This is a genomic window from Streptococcus sp. HSISS3, from assembly GCF_000448605.1.
GTDB classification, from domain to species: domain Bacteria; phylum Bacillota; class Bacilli; order Lactobacillales; family Streptococcaceae; genus Streptococcus; species Streptococcus raffinosi.
Genome location: NZ_CM002130.1, coordinates 1,027,340 through 1,045,660, shown reverse-complemented (window position 1 = coordinate 1,045,660; position 18,321 = coordinate 1,027,340). Strand labels below are relative to the sequence as shown.

Sequence of the window (18,321 nt, the reverse complement as noted above, 5' to 3'; positions counted from 1 at the left end):
ATGATTTTTCGGGAAATAAAACGTTTAAGGTTGTTACCAAAATCTCTTAAGCTAAGTTTGGCTGTTTTTGGAACTGGTATCGCTTCAGGTCTTGTTGGAATTCTTTGCCACTATCTTTTAGAATTTATACAAGTTCTTGCGTTTGGTAAAGATAAAGGCAATCTCTTGTTACAGTTTCAATCAGTGAATGCTTTTCGAAGATTTTTTGTATTGATTGTGGTTGGGGTCCTAGCTAGTTTATTTTGGTATTTTCTTCAACGACGGATCTCCTTACTTTCCATTAGCAAAGCTAAGCAACTTGTTGGTAAAAGGAGTCCAAACTTTCTAGGCCAGTCTCTACATGCATTAGTCCAGGTGGCAATCGTTGCTGCCGGGGCCTCAATTGGCAAAGAAGGAGCACCTCGAGAATTAGGTGCTCTCTTCGGTGGTAGTCTTTCTAAGGGATTACGTTTAGACATTTCCGATAGACAATTATTAATTGCTTGTGGTGCTGGAGCAGGCTTAGCCTCTGTTTACCAGGTGCCTTTTGCCAGCGCTTTGTTTGTTTTGGAAACATTAGGAGTTAGTTGGAAGCTAAAGAATATCGTCATTATTCTTGTGACTACTTATGTATCTGCTTATTGTGCCAGACCAATTGTTGGTGGACAGGCTCTATATTTAGTCGATAAAGTGACTATTGATTCTTCCAGTTTCATGCAGGCAATCATCTTGACAGTATTTGTAACACCACTTGCTATGATGTTTGGTTATTTGACGAAAAAGGCCAGTGGACATCGTATTACAGACAAAAAAATACTTTGGACTTTGCCTTTTGCCTTTATGATTCTAGGTGGACTGTCAGCATACCTCCCTATTTTTATGGGAAATGGACAGGTTTTAGCCCAATGGCTTTTTTCTGGGAACTCTTCAGCATATCTTCCTGTCATTCTCATCATCAAATGCCTATTGGTCTGTCTACTTTTAAGAAGTGGTGCCTATGGTGGAACTCTGACGCCATCGTTTACATTAGGCGTAGGTGCGGGTTATCTGATAACGGGGCTTTTTGGAAATTTTGGCCTTTCCCTAAGTCCGAATTTAGGAATGCTTTTAGGAGCAACTATATTTTTAGGAACAACTTTGAATGCCCCCCTAACAGGAATGGCTTTGGTTGTTGGTTTTACAGGCACTGGAGGAGTTATCGTATTACCACTCATACTAGCCAGCATCCTATCAAGGATAATTAATAATAAATGGAAGGAAAAAGTATGAATATTCATTTTATCTTACACGAAACATTTGAGGTTCCAGGAGCTTACTTGAAATGGGCTCAAGAGCGTGGCCACAATGTCACATCAACTAAGGTTTATGAGGAGGAGAAACTTCCTGAAACTGTTGATGGTATTGATTTTCTTATTGTAATGGGTGGACCTCAGTCACCTGATGAAAATCGTCAAGCCTTTCCATACTATGATCCAAAGGCTGAAATTGCATTAATTCAAAAAGCTATTGACGCTGATATCTATATTGTTGGGGTATGTTTAGGGGCTCAACTTTTGTCTGTGGCTTATGGTGGTAAGTACGAGCATAGTCCCGAACGTGAGATTGGTGTTTTTCCAATAAATCTTACTGAAGCTGGATTAGCTGATGATCATATTAAAGATTTTGGTTCTACTTTAGATACCGGTCATTGGCATGGAGATATGCCTGGATTATCAGACAATGCAGTTGTTATAGCTACAAGTAAAGGTTGCCCTCGTCAAATTGTTCGCTTTAGTCCTAAACACTATGCTTTCCAGGCACATTTGGAGTTCGATCCAGAGGCTGTTGATTTACTGATAGCTGCTGATGGTGAAGAGCACTTGCGCCAGCAAAATCAAGAGTTACCTTTTGTTCAAACACCAGAACAATTGCGGGCCAATGACTATTCTCAAATGAATAAAAAGTTATTTGCTTTTCTAGATTCACTAACCCAAGGCTAAACATTTAAGTAGCTCATGTACTATCTATATAATAGTGGAAAATTTTAAAAAATATAACGTAAGAAAGGTAGAGCAGGTGTTCATGTTTGAACACGAGTGGAAAGCTTGGAAAATAGATAATCTGCCTAGATGCGAGGCATCTTCGTCAGCTTCCTAATTTTCAATCGCTCTCTGATTGCACTCCAGATTACTTAATAAAAAAGAAAGGATGGGTAGCTTGGGTTTGAAATTGAACCCGGGCTAGAGGCGGTGTAAAAAAGATAAATCTTCCAAGATGCGGTGCATCTTTGTCGGATTTCCTATTTTTACTTTGCCTCTTTAACGCCGATTCTATAAATAACTAAGAAAGGTAGAGCAGGTGTTCATATTTGAACACGAGCGGAAAGCTTGGAAAATAGATAATCTGCCTAGATGCGAGGCATCTTCGTCAGCTTCCTAATTTTCAGTCGCTTTCTGATCGCTCTTTGTATCATAAATTATGTCTATTCATATTGCTGCTAAGCAGGGAGAGATTGCTGATAAAATTCTTCTTCCTGGGGATCCTCTTCGTGCCAAATTCATTGCTGAGAATTTTCTTGAAGATGCTGTCTGTTTCAATGAGGTTCGTAACATGTTCGGTTACACAGGAACTTATAAGGGTGAACGTGTTTCTGTGATGGGGACTGGGATGGGAATGCCATCAATCTCTATTTATGCACGTGAACTTATCGTTGATTATGGGGTTAAAAAACTTATTCGTGTGGGAACTGCAGGTTCATTAAATAAGGATGTTCATGTGCGTGAGTTGGTCTTGGCACAAGCTGCAGCGACAAACTCTAACATTATTCGTAACGATTGGCCACAATACGATTTCCCACAAATTGCAAGTTTCAACCTTTTAGATAAGGCTTACCACATTGCCAAAGATCTCGGTATGACTACCCATGTTGGTAATGTACTGTCTTCTGATGTTTTCTACTCAAATTACTATGAGAAAAATATTGAACTCGGTAAATGGGGCGTGAAAGCTGTTGAAATGGAAGCGGCGGCTCTTTATTACCTTGCAGCTCAGCATCAGGTAGATACTCTTGCCATTATGACAATCTCTGATAGTTTGGTGAATCCAGATGAGGATACAACTGCAGAGGAACGTCAAAATACTTTCACTGATATGATGAAAGTCGGTTTAGAAACACTGATTGCTGATTAGTTGCTATAATGAAAGGACACCTTTTGGTGTTCCTTTTTGGTTTTGTTGGGTTATAGTTGACTTGTTTCCTTTATTATGAATAGTGGTAATAGATTTAAAATTGTCAAAAGAATAGTATAGTAACTACTATTTTTTATGGAGTGAGTTTATAATATCAAGATAAATGTCAGAAAATTATAGAATTAGTATACTAATTGTGAAATTTTTCCTGACAATATGATGAAAATTAATAGAAATTAATGACTTGATAAGCTAATGAAAAACTGTTTCTTCTTTTTTAAAAAGAATGACAATTGAAATGAAGTTAAAGTAATGTTATAATGATAATGGGAAATGTCTAATTTTAATTTTTAGGAGCAATCTATATGAGTTCGCATACGTATCGTAAGCAGAAACAGACAAGTAAAGGATTCTGGGGAATGGTCAACATTGGGTTGACCATTCTGTATGCTATTTTAGCAGCGATTTTACTTTTCATTATGTTCAACTACAATTTCCTATCTTTTAGGTTTTTGAATATTATCATCACACTTGCCATGGTGGTTGTTCTTGCTATTAGTATCTATCTTCAAAAAGCTAAGAAATCACCACTTGTGACAACTGTTATATTGGTTATTTTCACCCTAATTTCTTTGGTTGGTGTATTTGGCTTCAAACAGCTAATTGATATTACTAACCGTATGAATCAGACTGCATCATTCTCAGAAGTTGAGATGAGTGTTGTGGTTCCAAAAGATAGTGACATCAAAGATGTCAGTCAGCTTTCTAGTGTCCAAGCACCTATGAAGGTTGATAAGAATAACATTGAAACCATGATGTCAGCTCTGAAAAATGACAAGAAGGTTGATGTAAAAGTTGACGATGTTGCTTCTTACCAAGAGGCCTATGACAATCTTAAATCTGGAAAATCTAAAGCCATGGTTTTGAGTGGTTCATATGCTAGCCTTTTAGAGTCAGTTGATAGCAATTACACTTCAAATCTGAAAACAATTTATACCTATAAAATCAAAACAAAAAACAATAAGTCTGCAAAACAAGCAGATTCCAAAGTATTCAATATTTATATCAGCGGTATTGATACTTATGGTTCTATTTCAACAGTATCACGTTCTGATGTTAATATCATTATGACCGTCAATATGAATACACATAAGATTCTTTTGACTTCAACACCTCGAGATGCCTATGTTAAAATTCCTGGTGGTGGGGCAAACCAATATGATAAATTGACCCACGCAGGTATCTACGGTGTTGAAACTTCAGAACAAACACTTGAAAATCTTTATGGCATTAATATTGATTATTATGCACGTATCAATTTCACATCATTCCTTAAGTTGATTGACCAACTGGGTGGTGTGACCGTCCATAATGATCAAGCCTTTACTAGCCTTCATGGGAAATTTGACTTCCCAGTTGGTGATATTAAAATGAACTCAGAACAAGCACTTGGCTTTGTTCGTGAGCGTTATAGCTTGGATGGTGGCGATAATGATCGTGGTAAAAACCAAGAAAAGGTTATTTCAGCGATTGTTAACAAATTAGCCTCACTTCATTCAGTATCAAACTTTAATTCAATTGTTAATAATCTTCAAGACTCTGTTCAAACCAACATGTCTTTGGATACTATTAATTCCTTGGCCAATACGCAGCTTGATTCAGGTTCTAAATTTACAGTGTCTTCTCAAGCGGTGACAGGTACAGGATCAACGGGACAATTGACTTCATATGCTATGCCAAATTCTAGTCTTTATATGATGAAACTTGATGATTCTAGTGTGGCAAGCGCATCACAAGCTATCAAAATATGATGGAGGAAAAATAAGTGATTGACGTTCATTCACATATTGTTTTTGATGTTGATGATGGTCCTAAGACTTTAGAGGAAAGTCTAGAACTTATTGGCGAAAGTTACGCCCAGGGAGTGCGTACTATTGTTTCAACGTCTCATCGTCGTAAGGGAATGTTTGAAACCCCAGAGGACAAAATCTTTGCCAACTTTTCTAAAGTAAAAGAAGAAGCAGAGGCTCTTTACCCTGATTTAACAATTTACTATGGTGGTGAACTCTATTACACTTCAGACATTGTTGAGAAGCTTGAAAAGCACCTTATTCCTCATATGCATAATACGCAATTTGCTTTGATTGAATTTAGTGCTAGAACTTCTTGGAAGGAAATTCATAGTGGACTAAGTAATGTTTTGCGAGCAGGGGTAACTCCGATTGTGGCTCACATTGAACGTTATGATGCTCTTGAGGAACATGCTGACCGTGTTCGTGAAATCATCAACATGGGTTGCTATACTCAAGTCAATAGTTCTCACGTCTTAAAACCAAAGCTTTTTGGTGATAAGGAAAAAGTGAGAAAAAAACGTGTCCGTTATTTTTTGGAAAAGAATCTAGTTCACATGGTTGCAAGTGACATGCATAATTTGGGACCAAGACCTCCATTTATGAAGGAAGCCTACGCTATTATTGAGAAAACTTATGGTACTAGACGTGCCCGTAATCTTTTTATCAAAAACCCACAAACTCTACTTGAAAATCAATACATATAGGAGAAACTATGACTCAAGAAAACACGAAACGTGTTGAAATCGATGTACTTGCACTCTTGCAAAAACTCTGGACTAAGAAAGTCTTCATTCTATTTACAGCTTTTTATGTTGCTGTTTTTGCCTTCTTAGGAACTTATTTCTTTATTCAACCAACTTATACGTCATCAACACGTATCTATGTGGTAAATCAAGCTGATGATGGCAAGAATCTTTCTGCACAAGACTTGCAGGCTGGTACGTTTTTGACAAAAGACTATAAAGAAATTATTACGTCTAATGATGTTTTGTCTGAAGTAATTAAAGACGAAAAATTGAATATGACTGAAGCAGACCTTGCTAAAATGATTTCAGTTAACATTCCTACAGATACGCGTCTTATTTCAATTTCTGTTAATGCAAAAACTGGACAAGATGCTCAATCCCTAGCTAACAAGGTTCGTGATGTTGCTGCAGAAAAAATCAAAAAAGTGACAAAAGTAGAAGATGTCACAACGCTTGAAGATGCGAAATTGCCAGATTCACCTTCTTCTCCAAACATTAAACGTAATGTTGCTCTTGGAGCAGTGCTCGGAGGTTTCCTTGCAATTGTTGGTGTATTGGTTCGTGAAATCTTGGATGATCGTATTCGTCGTCCGGAAGATATTGAAGACGCCTTAGGACTGACACTTCTTGGAATTGTCCCTGATATAGATAAGATTTAAGGAGAAGAAATGCCTCTATTAAAGTTAGTAAATTCTAAAGTAAACTTTGCCAAACAAACCGAAGAATATTACAATGCTATTCGCACAAATATTCAGTTTTCTGGCGCTCAGATGAAAGTTATTGCTGTTAGCTCAGTCGAAGCTGGTGAAGGTAAATCAACAACATCTGTTAATATTGCTATTTCGTTTGCTAGTGTTGGCCTTAGAACGCTGCTCATTGATGCAGATACCCGTAATTCAGTTTTGTCTGGAACATTTAAATCAAATGAGCCGTATAAAGGCCTTTCAAATTTCCTTTCTGGAAATGCTACTTTGGAGGAAACCGTTTGTCGAACAGACATCACAGGTTTGGATGTAATTTCGTCTGGTCCTATTCCACCAAATCCAACAAGTCTTTTACAAAATGAAAATTTCACACACCTATTGGACGTTGCTCGTAGCCAATATGATTATGTTATTATTGATACACCACCAATTGGTTTAGTTATCGATGCTGTCATTGTTGCTCACCAAGCCGATGCTAGTCTTTTGGTGACAGCTGCAGGTAAAATTAAACGTCGTTTCGTAACAAAGGCAGTAGAACAATTAACACAAAGTGGTTCTCAGTTCTTGGGTGTTGTTCTAAATAAAGTAGATATGACTGTAGATAAATACGGTACATATGGTTCTTACGGGTCATATGGTGACTACGGCAAGAAATCAGAGCAAAAAAGTAGTCATTCAAGGTCGCAACGCCGTAGAAAAGGATAGCATTAATGGGGATAATGTAGCTCCTTAAACATTAGCATATAAAAAAGGGGTTCAGAGTGAAAGAAAAACAAGAAATTCGTCGCATTGAGATTGGTATTATACAACTGGTTGTGGTCCTTTTTGTAGCCTGGGTCACAAGTAAATTGCCTTATACTGAGATTACCAAGGGAAGTGTCGTTCTCTTAGGTATTGTTCATGTAGTAACTTATTATATTAGTAATTACTTTGAAAATTTAAAATATCGTGGTTACTTGGATGAATTTATTGCTACTCTCAAATATTGTCTCATATTTGCTGCAATCGCAACCTTCCTATCCTTTTTTGCAGATGGTAATTTTTCAATTTCACGTCGTGGACTCCTTTATTTTATCCTCATTGCAGGTGCTCTCTTATACCTAACAAACACTGTTCTCAAATATTTCCGATCATCCATCTACACACGTCGTAAGAGTAATAAAAATATTCTCTTAATTTCTGATCAGACTCGTCTTGAAAATGTTCTGACACGTATGAAAGATAATATGGATGGTAGAATTACAGCGGTTTGTGTTTTGGATAATCCTTATTTTACTAATCCATTTATCAAGAGTGTTAAGCAAGACAACTTGGTTGAATATGCAACCCACTCAGTAGTTGACCAGGTCCTGATTAATCTTCCTAGTGAACAATACAAAATTTGGGATTACGCCTCACCTTTTGAACTTATGGGGATTCCAGTTTCTATCAATCTCAATTCGCTGGAATTTATGAGTCAGGGGGAAAAACGGATTCAACAACTAGGACCTTTTAATGTTGTTACCTTTTCAACACAATTTTATAGTTACGGTGATATATTGGCAAAACGCTGCTTAGATATCTGCGGAGCTTTGGTTGGTTTGATTTTCTGTGGTATTGTCGGAATCTTTCTTTATCCGATTATCCGTAAGGACGGAGGTCCAGCAATATTCGCCCAAGATCGTGTTGGTGAGAATGGACGTATTTTCAAGTTTTATAAGTTCCGTTCAATGCGAGTTGATGCCGAAGAAATCAAGAAGAATCTCATGGAACAAAATCAGATGTCTGGCGGTATGTTTAAAATGGATAATGATCCTCGCATTACTAAAGTTGGTCATTTTATCCGTAAAACGAGCCTTGATGAACTTCCACAATTTTGGAATGTTCTTAAGGGGGATATGAGTTTGGTTGGTACACGTCCGCCGACCTTAGACGAATACGAATCCTACACTCCAGAACAAAAACGTCGATTAAGCTTTAGACCAGGAATCACTGGCCTTTGGCAAGTAAGTGGTCGAAGTGAAATTACAGATTTTGATGAAGTCGTCAAACTTGATGTAGCTTATATGGATGGATGGACTATCTGGCGCGATATCAGAATCTTATTGAAAACAATTAAAGTAGTAGTAACGAAGGATGGAGCAAAGTGATGGCTTTCTCCATTTCTTTTAATGGTGATTAAATGAAAAAAACAGTTTATATCGTTGGTTCTAAGGGAATTCCAGCAAAATATGGTGGTTTTGAGACTTTTGTTGAGAAACTAACAGAGTTCCAGCAAGATAAAGATATCCAGTATTACGTAGCTTGTATGCGTGAAAATTCTGCTAAATCAGGAATTACAGCTGACTCTTTCGAGCATAATGGCGCAAAGTGTTTCAACATTGATGTGCCTAATATTGGTCCTGCTCGTGCCATCGCTTATGACATTGCAGCTCTAAATAAGGCCATTGAAATCGCTAAAGCCAATGATGATCAAGAACCGATTTTCTATGTTTTGGCTTGCCGTATTGGACCATTTATCTCAGGTATCAAGAAGAAAATCAAGGCTATTGGTGGTACCCTAATGGTTAATCCTGATGGTCATGAATGGTTACGTGCAAAATGGAGTCTTCCTGTCCGTAAATACTGGAAGATTTCAGAACAACTTATGCTTAAACATGCTGACCTTTTGATTTGTGATAGTAAAAATATCGAGTCCTACATTCAAAAAGATTATGCAAAGTATCATCCCCAAACAACCTATATTGCTTATGGAACTGATACGACCAAATCTCGATTGACTAAGGTTGATGATAAAGTTCGTACCTGGTATTTTGAAAAAGGGGTTATTGAAAACAACTATTATCTTGTTGTAGGTCGCTTTGTCCCTGAAAACAACTATGAGGCAATGATTCGTGGTTTTATGGCGTCACATTCTGACAAGGATTTTGTGCTCATTACTAATGTTGAAGAAAACAAGTTCTATGACAAGTTGCGTCAGGAAACTGGCTTTGACAAGGACCCTCGTGTGAAGTTTGTTGGAACGGTATATGACCAGGAATTGCTCAAATATATTCGTGAAAATGCCTTTGCTTATTTCCACGGTCATGAAGTCGGAGGGACGAATCCATCACTTCTAGAGGCATTAGAGTCTACCAAACTTAATCTTTTGTTGGATGTTGGCTTTAACCGTGAGGTTGGTGAAGATGGTGCTCTTTATTGGAAAAAAGATCAATTGGCAACTGTTATTGATCAAGCTGAACAATTGGACAATCAAGCTATCGAAGCTCTTAATCAAAAATCTAGTCAACGTATTGCCCAAGCTTTCACATGGGAAAAAATTGTCACAGACTACGAAAAAGTATTTAAAGGATAGAAATGCAGAAAATTTTATATCTCCATGCGGGTGCTGAAATGTATGGCGCTGACAAGGTTTTGTTGGAGCTTATTAAAGGCTTGGATACAGATGCCTTTGAAGCGCATGTTATTTTACCAAATGATGGTGTTTTAGTGGCTGCTTTAGAAAATGTCGGTGCCAAAGTGAAAGTCATTGACTATCCAATCTTGCGACGTAAATATTTTAATCCTAAAGGTATCATGGAGTACTTTGGCTCTTATAACCGTTATTCTAAACAAATTGCCAAGTATGCCAAAGAGAACGGGATTACCCTGATTCACAACAATACGACGGCGGTGCTTGAAGGCATTTACCTTAAACGTAAGTTGAAACTTCCTTTGATTTGGCATGTTCACGAAATTATTGTCAAACCAAAAGCTATTTCTGACTTCATCAATTTTTTGATGGGACGCTTTGCTGATACGATAGTAACGGTTTCAAATGCCGTGGCGAATCATGTCAAAAAGTCTCGTTATGTGAATGATAATCAGGTACAAGTCATCTATAATGGGGTTGATAATGATGTTTTCCATGTAGTGGATGCTTCAGCCATTAGAGAGCGGTTTGGTATTGCTCAAGATGCTCTTGTTATTGGGATGGTTGCCCGTGTCAATGCCTGGAAGGGGCAAGGAGACTTCTTGGAAGCTGTGACTCCAATTTTACAGGCTAATCCAAAAGCCGTTGCCTTTCTTGCAGGTAGTGCTTTTGAGGGAGAAGAGTGGCGCATTGATGAGTTAGAAAAGATTATTGCTGACTCGCCAGTAGCTGGTCAAATCAAGCGTATCGATTATTATAGTAAGACAACAGAGCTCTATAATATGTTTGATATCTTTGTCTTGCCAAGTACCAATCCTGATCCACTGCCAACTGTAGTTTTAGAAGCAATGGCTTGTGGGAAACCTATCGTTGGCTACCGTCATGGTGGCGTTTGTGAAATGGTGCAAGAAGGTGAAAATGGCCTTCTTGCTATTCCAAATCAGCCTTCAGAACTGTCTAAGGCAATTCAAAAATTAGCGGATAATACCGAGAAGCGAGAACAATTTGGCAAGGCATCTGTCAAACGCCAAAAAGAACTCTTTTCATTACAAAGTTATATTCGTAATTTCTCGGAATTATATAAGAAGTACTAATATGAACAGTGAAACACTAAAGAATAAACTAAAACCAATCGTTTATCCAATTATTAATTTTATCCCAAGACGACGACTTAAGAATAAGAATTTCACAATTATTTGTGATAATTGTTGGGCTGGGAAGGTTTATCAGGAGTTGGGACTACCTTATCAAACGCCTTTTGTTGGAATGTTTGTCTTTTCACCTGATTACATCAAAATGCTCAAGAATCTAAAACATTATTTGAGTGGAGATATCCCCTTGAAATTCGTTAAGGAATCGAAATACATCAAAGACTTTGATAATGCCTATCCTCTAGCACTTCTTGATGATATTGAACTTCATTTTTTGCACTATGCAGATGAAGAAGAAGCGACTCAAAAATGGCAACGTCGATTGGCACGCATTCATTGGGATAATATGTATTTCAAATTCAACGATAACGATGCTTGTACTTACGAGCTTATGAAAGAGTTTGAAGAACTTCCTTACAAGAGCAAAGTCATCTTCTCTTCACAGAATTATAGTGACCTACCTTCCTTGGTTCATTTCAAATCAGCTGAAAAGCAAGGTCATGTCGGGATCGATTTAAAAACTTACCACCGCTATTTTAATGCTGTGACTTGGTTGAATAAGGGTGGAGAGGATTTAACTAAATGAAAAAGATAAGACTCATTATTCCGTACTTTGGAAAACTTCCAAAGTTTTTCCCTTATTTTTTGTTGACCGCCAAACGTAATCAAAGGATTGATTTCTTAATTTATACTGATCAAAATATTGACCAATTTGAAATTTTGAACGCTGAGAATATTGAATTTAAGACTCTTTCGTTTGATGATTTAAGAAAAAAGTTCAGTCTAAATTTGATTTTGAAATTTCTCTCAAAACACCTTATAAATTATGTGACTATAAAGTTGCTTATGGATTTATCTTTGAAGAGGAGTTGAAGGGATATGACTACTGGGGATTTTGTGATACAGATGTCTTACTTGGTGATATTTATCAATTTCTGGAAGAACATAGCTTTTTTGAGAATGACTATTCTCGATATGGCCTTTTAGGTCATCTCCAAATATTTAAAAATTCACAGGAAGTTAATCATATATTTATGTCTGGCCAAGGTTTAAACTATCGACTGGATTTTCACAATATCTTTACAAGTGAGCAAAATTTTATTTTTGATGAGGCAGATGGTATCCAAAAGATTTTTGAAAAAATAATTTCAAACAACTGCAAGATAAGTTTTTTGATGATATTGATATTAGTCATTTCTCCTTTAGAGAATATGGTGAAAATGAACCTAAACGCTATTATTTTTGGTCAGAGGAAAATGGTTTGGAATCAATAAATTTAATCGACGGTAATATAAAGGTTAATCGTCCTCTATATGCACATTTCCAAAAGAGTGATTAAGTGTCCTGAGTTTAGACTAGTAGATTCATTTTATGTTATACCAAATCAATTAGTTATTGGAGAGAAAATTTCTAAGGAAGAGCTTTTAGAAGTAACAAGAAATAAATTCTATTGGGCATATGTTAAATCGACAATATTAAAGAAATTTAAAAAAGAAAAATGGACACTAGAGTTTATTCGTCATAAATTAAGGATGAAGAGTTAATGGATAATATAGATTTGAGCATAATTGTTCCTGTATTTAATGTTGAAGGTTATTTAAAAAGAGCCCTAGATTCCATACTTATGCAATCGTCACCAATTAAGTATGAGATTCTATTAATTGATGATGATTCAACCGACCAGAGTGGTGCGATTTGTGATGAGTATCAAGATAATTATTCAAATATTTTTGTTAGACATATTGAGAATAACGGAGTCTCGGAAGCTAGAAATTTAGGGATTTCTCTCTCGAGGGGTGAATATTTGTACTTTATGGACTCAGATGATTTCTTATCAGATGATTTCTTTGAGAAGATATGTCCTAATCTTAATAGAGAATGGGATGTTCTTTGTTTTGGTTACAATGAAATTAAAGAAACCAATAACACTATTTTGTCTTGCCGTTCTCATTCTTATCAGCACCTAGGACTTCTTAAAAAGGAAGAGTTTAGGAATGACTTCATAGAGCTTTTTAAAACTGATATGATGTATAATGTTTGGTCGAGAATTTATAACAAAGAATTTATTCTAAAAAATAATATTAAGTTTCCTAGTAAACCAATAGGGGAAGATACTTTATTTAATTTCCAAGTTTATCAACAATTAGATAACATTCTTTTTATTGATTCGACTCTCTATAATTATATTGCAGGTAGAAGTGGTTCTGCACTGACGAGTTATCATCCTAAAAGAATTGAATTTCAATTAGATGAACTTCAAGAATTACATAAATTGCTTGAACAGTTCCAATTAGAAGATGCTACATTAATGCAGGATATTAAGACCAAAATTATCATAAGTTCAGTTTTCCAGATTTCTAATTTAAAGTTGAAAAGACAAGAAAAAATAGAATTACTACAGTCCATTATTTCAAATAAAGCTTTTGACAATATTTTTTCAGGGAATGGAGATCAAATCATTGGTCCTTATAATATGTTATTGAGACAGCGAAATATTTCTTCTTTTCTTAGAAGATTGAGTATTGATCTTCTTACCCAAAAAAAGTTTCGGACAGTCATCTTTATTGAAAAAATGAAAATGAATCCAATTTTACGTAAAATTGCTTTTAAATAAATTAGCTATTCTTATAAACGGTAAAAGGGTATTATGTTAAAAATTAAGTTTGAGAACCTTTTGGTTATTTTGGTCTTATCGGTAATTGTAGGGTACGATGTTATTATGACTTCGGTTCTAAATAAAACTCTCCCTCAATTACCAACTATTCTCTTGATTGGTGTTGCATTGGTGTTGTCACTAAGATTTTTATTTATTAAAAATTTTAGTATATCATTCATTGTTTCAGGAATTCTTTTAATCGTAACAAGTTTATGTGTTTTTTTACAAACTGGTGCTACCAATTTTCTTCTTTACTCATTATTGATTTTACTACTTTATGATGTTGATGTAGATGTTATTTTAAAAACTTACGTGTTTATTGCTGGTTCAATTGTCATAGGTATATTCTTACTTTCAATAATTGGTCTTCTACCAAATTTACAATTTGCCCAAGTTAGATCTTCTGGTTTAGTTATAAGAAATTCATTTGGCTTCATTTATCCTACAGATTTTGCCTCACACTGTTTTTATTTGTTTATTGCTTGGGGATATTTACTTAGAGAGAAGTATATTTGGCTTAGGGTGGCAGTTGGAGTAGCCTTATCAGCCTTTATTATCAAATTTTGTGATGCTAGATTGAATTCTATGTCTATTTTGATAGCTGTAATTATTTTTTTAGTAATGTACTATACTAAAGAAAAGAAATTTAAAGTTTATTACATACTACCCTATTCTGCGGCAATTTTTTCATCATTGATGTTTTATTTGTCTTCTCATTTTTCTTTTTCTTCCCCATTTTTTGTTAAGTTGAACGATTTCTTCAGTATGAGACTTTTTTTGGGTAAAAATGCCCTTGATACATACAAGTTACACCTTTTTGGAACTAATAATGTAAAATTTATTGGTTATGGAGGTACTACAGAGTCAGTACTCAGTTATAATTATGTTGATTCCTCTTATATTCAAATGTTATTCTACTATGGAATTGTTCCTGTAGTCTTACTTGTATTAGTTTATGTTTTATCATCCAGGAGATTTTACAAAGAAGGTAAAATGTTATTTCTATCATTACTTTCTTTAATAACTATTAATTGTATGATAGAAGCATTTTGGATTAGACCAGGATACAACATCTTCATGTTTACATTATTTGCAAGTTTAATTTCGATAAAAGAAATAAATGATGAGGAAAATAAAATAGAGATACTATAAATGAAAGTTTTAAAGAATTACGCCTATAATCTTTCCTACCAATTATTGGTCATTGTGTTACCAATTATTACGACACCTTATGTAACTAGGATTTTTAGTTCTAAAGATTTAGGTACCTATGGTTACTTTAACTCTATTGTGACCTACTTTATTCTCTTAGCGACCTTAGGAGTTGCTAACTACGGGACCAAGGAAATTTCTAGTAATCGTAAGGATATTCGGAAAAATTTCTGGGGTATTTATACCCTCCAATTGATTGCCACTTTTTTGTCACTTCTTTTGTATGCGCTCTTGTGTTTATTTTTGCCAGCAATGCAAAACATGGTGGCCTATATACTTGGGCTTAGTTTAGTATCTAAAGGAATGGATATTTCTTGGTTGTTCCAAGGTTTGGAGGATTTTCGTCGTATTACGGCAAGAAACACAACAGTTAAACTCTTAGGAGTTATTTCCATTTTCTTATTTGTAAAAACTTCCGGTGATTTATACCTCTATGTGTTTCTACTAACCTTTTTTGAATTACTAGGACAATTAAGCATGTGGCTCCCAGCAAGGCCATATATTGGTGAGCCTCAATTTGATTTGTCTTTTGCTAAGAAGCATCTTAAGCCAGTTATTTTACTGTTCTTGCCTCAGATTGCTATTTCACTTTATGTGACTTTGGACCGTACTATGTTGGGGGCCTTGTCATCGACAAATGATGTAGGGATTTATGATCAGGCTTTGAAAATTATTAATATTTTGTTGACGTTGGTGACTTCATTGGGAAGTGTAATGCTTCCAAGGGTATCTGGTCTTTTGTCTAGTGGAGACTATAAGGCTGTTAACAAGATGCATGAATTCTCTTTCTTGATTTATAATCTCGTCATTTTCCCAATTATTGCTGGTCTCTTGGTTGTCAATAAAGACTTTGTTAGTTTTTTCCTAGGAAAGGACTTCCAAGCAGCTAATATTGCCATTGCCATCATGGTTTTTAGGATGTTCTTTATTGGTTGGACAAATATCATGGGAATTCAGATTTTAATTCCGCATAATAAGCACCGTGAATTCATGCTTTCTACAACGATTCCAGCATTTGTTAGTGTGGGACTTAACCTTTTATTGATTCCACCATTTGGTTTCATTGGGGCTTCCATTGTTTCCGTTCTTACAGAAGCTTTGGTTTGGGTGATTCAGCTTAATTTTGCAAGAAAATTTATGAAAGATGTTTCTATCCTTCCTGCTATGTCTAAAATTATCATTGCATCAGTTGTGATGTATCTTGGACTTTTTGTCTTTAGAACCTTTGTTCAATTTAAACCTATGCTAAACGTAGCAGTAGATGGTTTTGTTGGAGCCATCATTTATTTAATTTTGATTGTTGTTTTACGTGCCCTTGATGTGAGAGACTTGAAGGAACAGTTAATGAAAAACTAAGGAGTAAACTATGTACGATTATCTTATTGTTGGTGCTGGATTATCTGGCGCTATATTCGCACATGAAGCTACAAAACGTGGCAAAAAGGTAAAAGTGATTGACAAGCGTGATCACATCGGTGGTAATATCTACTGTGAAAATATTGAAGGCATCAATGTTCATAAATACGGTGCTCACATTTTCCATACGTCCAACAAAAAAATCTGGGACTATGTTAACCAGTTCGCTGAATTCAATAACTATATTAATTCTCCAGTAGCTAACTACAAGGGTAGTCTTTACAATCTTCCTTTCAACATGAATACCTTCTATGCCATGTGGGGGACAAAGACACCTCAAGAAGTTAAGGACAAGATTGCAGAACAAACAGCTGATATGAAAGATGTCGAGCCAAAGAATCTTGAAGAACAAGCTATCAAGTTGATTGGTCCAGATATCTACGAAAAGTTAATTAAGGGCTATACAGAAAAGCAGTGGGGACGTTCTGCTACAGACCTTCCCCCCTTTATCATCAAACGTCTTCCGGTCCGATTGACTTTTGATAATAACTACTTTAATGATCGTTTCCAAGGGATTCCAATCGGTGGTTACAATGTCATCATTGAAAATATGCTTGGCGATGTGGAAGTAGAGCTTGGGGTTGATTTCTTCGCCAACCGTGAAGAACTGGAAAGTTCAGCTGAAAAGGTTGTCTTCACAGGCATGATTGACCAGTACTTTGACTATAAACATGGAGAACTGGAGTATCGTAGTCTTCATTTTGAACACGAAGTCCTAGATGAGGAAAACCATCAAGGTAACGCAGTAGTTAACTATACAGAGCGTGAGATTCCTTATACTCGTATTATTGAGCACAAGCACTTCGAGTATGGTACGCAGCCTAAGACAGTGATTACCCGTGAATATCCAGCAGATTGGAAACGGGGAGATGAACCTTACTACCCAATCAATGATGCTAAAAATAATGCTATGTTTGCCAAGTACCAAGAAGAAGCAGCTAAAAATGACAAAGTCATCTTCTGTGGGCGCCTAGCAGACTATAAATACTACGACATGCACGTAGTCATTGAGCGTGCCTTAGAAGTCGTAGAGAAAGAATTTAGTAAATGACAGAAGAAAAAATTGATATCGTTGTCCTCTGGGTAGATGGCAGTAACCCGGAGTTTATCCGTGAGAAACAAGCCGTTTCCGGTCAAGTTTCAGATTGGAACCAAGAAATTGATGGAGAGCAACGTTATCGTGACTATGGTATTTTTAATTATTGGTTTAGAATGATTGAAAAACATGCTACTTGGGTAAATAATGTTTATTTAATCACTAACGGACAAAAACCGGACTGGTTGAACTTGGAGCATCCAAAACTTAGATGGATTACTCATAAGGAATTTATGCCTGAAGAGTACCTACCTACCTATAATTCTGCTGCTATTGAACTTAATCTCCATCGCATTGAAGGATTATCGGAGAATTATTTGTATTTCAATGATGATATGTACTTGATTAAAGATAGCCACCTTTCAGATTTTTATAAAAATGGTCAACCTAAGCTTTTAGCGGTGTATGATGCCATAGTTCCTTGGTCACCATTTACAAATACTTATCTCAATAATGTTGAGTTGATTTATCGTCATTTTCCAAATAAAAAAGCTTTAAAGTCGTCTCCTTGGAAGTTTTTAATTATCGCTATGGGTCTTTGGTTCTGAAGAACTTGCTACTCTTACCATGGGGGCCGACGGGCTATGTGAATCAGCATTTGCCTGTACCGATGAAGAAGAGTACTTTGTCACATTTGTGGGACATTGAAGGTGAGATTTTGGATAGAACATCCAGAAATAAGATTAGAGATTATGGGGTGGATGTCAATCAATACATCTGTTCTCACTGGCAAATTGAAAGTAATCAATTTTTCCCTATGTCAAAAAATTTCGGAGAAACAATTGGTTTAAATCAAGTGGATAAACTTGATAGAATCTTTAAAGATAAGCATAAAAGATTACTTTGTGTGAATGATGATGGTGACTTTAATGAAGAAAACCTCATTCATTTTAAGCAAATCTTAAATGAATACTATCCTAAAAAATCAGCTTATGAAAAATGAGAAGTA

At 35.9% G+C, this 18,321-nt stretch carries 17 protein-coding genes and 1 pseudogene; all 18 read left to right on the top strand.

Translation table 11 applies throughout. From position 1 onward, the window contains the following. The 18 genes and pseudogenes from HSISS3_RS04920 (at position 1) to HSISS3_RS04840 (ending at position 18,315) form a co-directional block, all read left to right on the top strand. Positions 1-1,248, top strand: coding sequence for a chloride channel protein (locus HSISS3_RS04920; protein ID WP_042771838.1), 1,248 nt, complete (start codon positions 1-3; stop codon positions 1,246-1,248). Continuing rightward, complete coding sequence (locus HSISS3_RS04915) at positions 1,245-1,958, top strand: type 1 glutamine amidotransferase (RefSeq protein ID WP_021151925.1); 714 nt, start codon at positions 1,245-1,247, stop codon at positions 1,956-1,958. Before HSISS3_RS04920 ends, HSISS3_RS04915 begins: the two co-directional genes overlap by 4 nt. Positions 1,959-2,436: 478 nt before the next feature. Beyond that, positions 2,437-3,147 carry a purine-nucleoside phosphorylase gene (deoD, locus tag HSISS3_RS04910; protein WP_021151924.1) on the top strand — a complete coding sequence of 237 codons (711 nt, stop codon included), beginning with the start codon at positions 2,437-2,439 and terminating at the stop codon, positions 3,145-3,147. Between the two features lie 365 nt (positions 3,148-3,512). Beyond that, on the top strand, positions 3,513-4,958 hold the full coding sequence (locus HSISS3_RS04905) for an LCP family glycopolymer transferase CpsA (RefSeq protein ID WP_021151923.1): 1,446 nt from the start codon (positions 3,513-3,515) through the stop codon (positions 4,956-4,958). Between the two features lie 14 nt (positions 4,959-4,972). Further along, entirely contained in the window at positions 4,973-5,704 is a 732-nt protein-coding gene (gene cps4B / locus HSISS3_RS04900; RefSeq protein WP_002888631.1) for a capsular polysaccharide biosynthesis protein Cps4B, read from the top strand. 8 nt (positions 5,705-5,712) lie between these two features. Further along, entirely contained in the window at positions 5,713-6,405 is a 693-nt protein-coding gene (locus tag HSISS3_RS04895) for a capsular polysaccharide biosynthesis protein (RefSeq protein WP_002888634.1), read from the top strand. A gap of 9 nt (positions 6,406-6,414) precedes the next feature. Continuing rightward, on the top strand, positions 6,415-7,155 hold the full coding sequence (locus HSISS3_RS04890; RefSeq protein WP_021151922.1) for a tyrosine-protein kinase: 741 nt from the start codon (positions 6,415-6,417) through the stop codon (positions 7,153-7,155). Positions 7,156-7,211: 56 nt separating this feature from the next. After that, complete coding sequence (locus HSISS3_RS04885; protein WP_021151921.1) at positions 7,212-8,579, top strand: sugar transferase; 1,368 nt, start codon at positions 7,212-7,214, stop codon at positions 8,577-8,579. 32 nt (positions 8,580-8,611) lie between these two features. Beyond that, the gene (locus HSISS3_RS04880) at positions 8,612-9,784 is read left to right on the top strand and encodes a beta 1-4 rhamnosyltransferase Cps2T (RefSeq protein WP_021151920.1); all 1,173 of its coding nucleotides are present in this window, start codon (positions 8,612-8,614) and stop codon (positions 9,782-9,784) included. Between the two features lie 2 nt (positions 9,785-9,786). Next, positions 9,787-10,935: a glycosyltransferase family 4 protein gene (locus HSISS3_RS04875; protein ID WP_021151919.1), complete on the top strand. Its 1,149-nt coding sequence runs from the start codon at positions 9,787-9,789 to the stop codon at positions 10,933-10,935. 1 nt (position 10,936) lies between these two features. Next, entirely contained in the window at positions 10,937-11,578 is a 642-nt protein-coding gene (locus HSISS3_RS04870) for a DUF1919 domain-containing protein (RefSeq protein ID WP_021151918.1), read from the top strand. Continuing rightward, a complete protein-coding gene (locus tag HSISS3_RS12580) occupies positions 11,575-11,865 on the top strand; it encodes a DUF6625 family protein (RefSeq protein ID WP_367998932.1) in 291 nt (96 codons plus the stop codon). Before HSISS3_RS04870 ends, HSISS3_RS12580 begins: the two co-directional genes overlap by 4 nt. Continuing rightward, positions 11,793-12,266, top strand: coding sequence for a DUF6625 family protein (locus HSISS3_RS12305; protein ID WP_367998934.1), 474 nt, complete (start codon positions 11,793-11,795; stop codon positions 12,264-12,266). The genes HSISS3_RS12580 and HSISS3_RS12305 overlap by 73 nt, the downstream gene beginning before the upstream one ends. Before the next feature lie 269 nt (positions 12,267-12,535). Further along, positions 12,536-13,606, top strand: a complete 1,071-nt coding sequence (locus HSISS3_RS04860) for a glycosyltransferase (protein WP_021151917.1) — start codon at positions 12,536-12,538, stop codon at positions 13,604-13,606. A 33-nt stretch (positions 13,607-13,639) separates the two neighbouring features. Continuing rightward, positions 13,640-14,800 (top strand): polymerase for repeating unit of receptor polysaccharide, encoded by a 1,161-nt coding sequence (locus tag HSISS3_RS04855; protein ID WP_021151916.1) that lies wholly within the window; start codon positions 13,640-13,642, stop codon positions 14,798-14,800. Continuing rightward, entirely contained in the window at positions 14,801-16,216 is a 1,416-nt protein-coding gene (locus HSISS3_RS04850) for a flippase (RefSeq protein WP_021145431.1), read from the top strand. A 10-nt stretch (positions 16,217-16,226) separates the two neighbouring features. After that, the gene (glf, locus tag HSISS3_RS04845; protein ID WP_021145430.1) at positions 16,227-17,327 is read left to right on the top strand and encodes a UDP-galactopyranose mutase; all 1,101 of its coding nucleotides are present in this window, start codon (positions 16,227-16,229) and stop codon (positions 17,325-17,327) included. Continuing rightward, a pseudogene (locus tag HSISS3_RS04840) lies at positions 17,324-18,315 on the top strand (stealth family protein). Before glf ends, HSISS3_RS04840 begins: the two are co-directional and overlap by 4 nt. The last annotated feature ends 6 nt before the right edge of the window (positions 18,316-18,321 follow it).